Annotated in this window: 6 protein-coding genes; all 6 read right to left on the reverse strand. The window is 44.8% G+C overall.

Features of this window, described 5'->3' with window-relative positions; all coding sequences use genetic code 11:
* Nucleotides 1-66: 66 nt before the first annotated feature.
* Nucleotides 67-585 carry a hypothetical protein gene (locus AC13CY_RS00110; RefSeq protein WP_313932597.1) on the reverse strand — a complete coding sequence of 173 codons (519 nt, stop codon included), beginning with the start codon at nt 583-585 and terminating at the stop codon, nt 67-69.
* 107 nt (nt 586-692) lie between these two features.
* Nucleotides 693-1,226, reverse strand: a complete 534-nt coding sequence (locus tag AC13CY_RS00115) for a hypothetical protein (protein WP_483052165.1) — start codon at nt 1,224-1,226, stop codon at nt 693-695.
* A 25-nt stretch (nt 1,227-1,251) separates the two neighbouring features.
* Nucleotides 1,252-2,151, reverse strand: coding sequence for a hypothetical protein (locus AC13CY_RS00120; RefSeq protein WP_483052166.1), 900 nt, complete (start codon nt 2,149-2,151; stop codon nt 1,252-1,254).
* An 88-nt stretch (nt 2,152-2,239) separates the two neighbouring features.
* Nucleotides 2,240-2,539: a helix-turn-helix domain-containing protein gene (locus tag AC13CY_RS00125; RefSeq protein ID WP_054641850.1), complete on the reverse strand. Its 300-nt coding sequence runs from the start codon at nt 2,537-2,539 to the stop codon at nt 2,240-2,242.
* Nucleotides 2,532-2,846: a hypothetical protein gene (locus tag AC13CY_RS00130; RefSeq protein WP_054641851.1), complete on the reverse strand. Its 315-nt coding sequence runs from the start codon at nt 2,844-2,846 to the stop codon at nt 2,532-2,534. Before AC13CY_RS00130 ends, AC13CY_RS00125 begins: the two co-directional genes overlap by 8 nt.
* A 141-nt stretch (nt 2,847-2,987) precedes the next feature.
* Nucleotides 2,988-3,320: a hypothetical protein gene (locus AC13CY_RS00135; RefSeq protein WP_235253577.1), complete on the reverse strand. Its 333-nt coding sequence runs from the start codon at nt 3,318-3,320 to the stop codon at nt 2,988-2,990.
* Nucleotides 3,321-3,485 lie beyond the last annotated feature (165 nt).

Below are 3,485 nucleotides of genomic sequence, written 5' to 3' on the forward strand. Positions count from 1 at the left end.
TAACGCCTGGCTCTGGGGCTGCATGAAGCGCAGCGTAATGCAGTCCCTAGCAGCCATTTGTTAGACTTAATCATCCCAGTCAAAGACGATATACCATTCATCGTTGATTTTCCTATATCCTTTGACATTACTTGCTAAGCCCTCTGGTATTTTATCTAGGCTAGAAAACAGGGGCTTGGGGTTTTCTGGCTTGTACATGTAGCCCTTACTTGAACCGCCTGTCACTAAACCTTGGGCAGTAGATATAAACCAGATGCTATTACCGCCCCAAGACCTCATGCCCGCATCAAGGCCAAGCTCTGAAAATAGAGTTTTGTATTCATCCCAGCGTGTTTCTGAAATTACATTATCAGGACTTATCCAAGTTGGGTGAATAACGGTGGCTGGAGAGTCCTCCCGGAACATAGAGATTAATTTCTTGTACTTCCCCATGTTTATTTCCAAATCTGAGATCAGAGCTTGGTCGGCAAGGTGATCGCGTCCTTGAATATCGGAGAAGACATACCAGACAAACCCAGCTCCTACAGCCAAGAGCAAAGCTCCGATTATCGATAAGGATATGATTATTCGTTTAAACCACTTCATCTCGATCTCTGAAAAGCCTAACGCCTCACATCACCGGCAGCAAAAAGCGGTGTGGCTGAGCGTAGCGGAAGCCGCGCCGCTTTTTGCTGTCCGAGTGCATGTGATTGTTATGTCATTTCACTATAGATAGAATGAAAGCTTCTTTGTCCAGCACCATCATAAACATAAATAGTGTCAAATACTTTCACTGATTTATTTGCAACAAGGTCTGAAATACTCTTTGCCTCAGATCGCGCTATGTCAGCGGCCGATGCGAAAGGGGTAAAAATACCAACCAAGAGAATTCCTGCACCTCGATCCTGAAAAATTGCTTGCATACTTGCTTTATCATATTTTGCTTCTATTACTGACTGAAGTACGGATGAAAACGTTTCATCAGGCTCGATAACAAGGCGACCTGAATCTGATATATGCTCTACATCCTCAGATGCTCCAGTTGTAAGACCGATAGCATGATCTTTATCCAAAAAAGCATCCGTGACCTCTAGCCAAGTTTTCTTATCATTGATTTCAATAATTGCCTCAGGTGGATCAGGTGTTTCCAGCACATTAAAGTTGTTACCTAGATTTTCCATATATTTGGTGAATTGCTGTAACACGGCATCTTCATGTACTTGCTTAAGATCTCTGCGTTTAACCATAGAAGCTCACTCTTGATGAAGATGGTTAATTCCAAAAAATTCTTTTTATTTCATCCACATCATCACGCAAAATAATTGAACCATCTATTAAGTATGCTTGTGTTTGCGAGTTATTAACCATAAAGAATTTTTCGTTTTTTCTATACAGCTTAAATGTGTAGACATACTGGGTAGCATATTGCTCAATAGGTGAAAACACTTCTTGTATGCCATTTTCTGCGAAATACTTAAATATAGCTTGTGCGACAAAATTGAGCCGTTCTACCGTCCCGGCTTGAAGGGTAAACATTGTGTAAGAGTCAGAATCATCGAATGCTACAAATACCTCAATAACACTTCCTGTTGATTGACCTGAAAAAACAAAATTAACAACCCGCCCATCTAATTTTTCATCACCATCTTTATCTGTTTCAAATAAATGATCGGCTTCCTCGTTAACGTAAATAACATTGTTGTCATTGACGATGAATAAAATATCGACTTCAGCTTCTTGTAATCTCATACCACCTTTTAGAGATGAGCTTTTCTGACCTTTGTACTTCCCGAACGATAGAGTTTTCATGATGTTATCAACTATCTTTGTTCGCAAATCTACGACTAAATCAACATTAGGCTGAAGTTGCATACAGAGAGCCAATATGAATTGCTGCGGACCATCAGGGCCATCTACTTCAGGCCGAGAATTCCTCATTGAGCCCTTATACTCCTGTTGACTAATACCGCTATTTCTAGCAAATCTTATGGCCGTCTCGTTTCCTTGGCTCGCTGCCTCAATCTCCTCAAGGACAAATTGATATGCGATCTCTGCTGTTGGCATTTTCTGCAATATGATTTCAGAAAATCTTTTCGCGGCATATTCAATGCCATCTTTCTCAATCAGCCTTTCTAAGTCAGATTTTTGCTTTTTCTTGAACATTCCGAACATATTGCCTCCTTAGTGGCATTAAAGACATAACGCCCGGCTTTGCGGCGTGCCGGAGCGCAGCGTAGGCGCGTCCGACAACAGCCGCTTGTTAACCCCGTAGCTCGATGCCTTCTCGAATGACCTCGGGATGACGGGAAGCAATCTCAATGAGCGCTTTTGCTGGACCAGAGGGTTCACGTCGACCTTGCTCCCACTCCTGCAGGGTTCGCGCGGAAATATGCAGTACCTCAGCAAACTCGACCTGAGTCAGTCCGGTTTTGCCTCGAGCCTCTGCCACCTCGTTAGGCTCAACACGACTGACTCGTGCAGTTTTGCCCGCTTTCATTTCTTTAACAGACTGAAGCAACTTGTTGCCAAGCTCCTCAGCACTTAGTGTCTCGTCACTCATTTTCCAATACCTCACGAATCGACTTCAGGATATGAGCGGGTATATTGCCCCTGACGGCTTTCTTGTAGATCACCAATAACCAGATCTCACCATTTGCCAACTTGGTGAAGTAAATGACTCGCACCCCACCGCGCTTCCCTGAACCCGCTACCGACCAACGAACCTTTCTACATCCGCCGCTACCCGGAATGGGGTCACCAATTTCCGGACTTGCCGCAAGCCAGGCAAAGAAAGCGCTTCGCTCTTCCTCAGTCCAGATTTTTCTGGCATCTGCTTCAAATGTAGGGGTTTCGATGATGGTAAACATGACAGTCAATATACGTCATTGACGGAGTTTTGCAAGATGCTGGTCACAAGGGTTAACGCCCGCAGCACGCGCGGCTTTGAAATGGAGGCGAAGCCGTAATGGAAAAGACGTCGCCTTGCCTGCGATTGTTAGGCACCTGTCTCAATCCTTGAATTTTAGATACAACGTTGCACCACCAACCACGACAGTAGCTAACGTAGCCAACACGCCTACAGCAGCCCCTTTTGCAAAACCGGCTTCGTGGCCACGGGAATACCCTTTTTCCTCGCCTGAATAGTACCCCTTGAGATCTGGGGAGGCGTCTTCTGAAAAAACAAATTCTTCTACTTTTTCTGACACCACGGGCTCCCGCATAAGCCTCTCTAGCAAAGCTTTAGCCGCCTCCGTGGTCATTTCGTTAAGGGCTGCAAATTCCCTCAGGTGCTCATTATTTGAAAGTATTTTTTCAGCCTTCTCTACAACATCTGCACTCATGGTGTCTCCTTTCTATTTTTTATGCCTAACGCCGGTGGTAATGGGCGCCAACGGAGCGCAGCGTAGTTGGCGTCCCGTTGACCACTTGGTTATGCATGTTCCGGCCACATCCCATCCATCATCACTGGGTAGGTGATTGGCTTGTAGTGGGTAAATTCAATGTCT

It is taken from the genome of Vreelandella sp. L-15 (genome assembly GCF_056857635.1).

Coding starts and splice junctions, on each gene's coding strand:
- AC13CY_RS00110 (WP_313932597.1), bottom strand. CDS start 585: ATGAAGTGGTTTAAACGAATAATCATATCCTTATCGATAATCGGAGCT.
- AC13CY_RS00115 (WP_483052165.1), bottom strand. CDS start 1,226: ATGGTTAAACGCAGAGATCTTAAGCAAGTACATGAAGATGCCGTGTTA.
- AC13CY_RS00120 (WP_483052166.1), bottom strand. CDS start 2,151: ATGTTCGGAATGTTCAAGAAAAAGCAAAAATCTGACTTAGAAAGGCTG.
- AC13CY_RS00125 (WP_054641850.1), bottom strand. CDS start 2,539: ATGAGTGACGAGACACTAAGTGCTGAGGAGCTTGGCAACAAGTTGCTT.
- AC13CY_RS00130 (WP_054641851.1), bottom strand. CDS start 2,846: ATGTTTACCATCATCGAAACCCCTACATTTGAAGCAGATGCCAGAAAA.
- AC13CY_RS00135 (WP_235253577.1), bottom strand. CDS start 3,320: ATGAGTGCAGATGTTGTAGAGAAGGCTGAAAAAATACTTTCAAATAAT.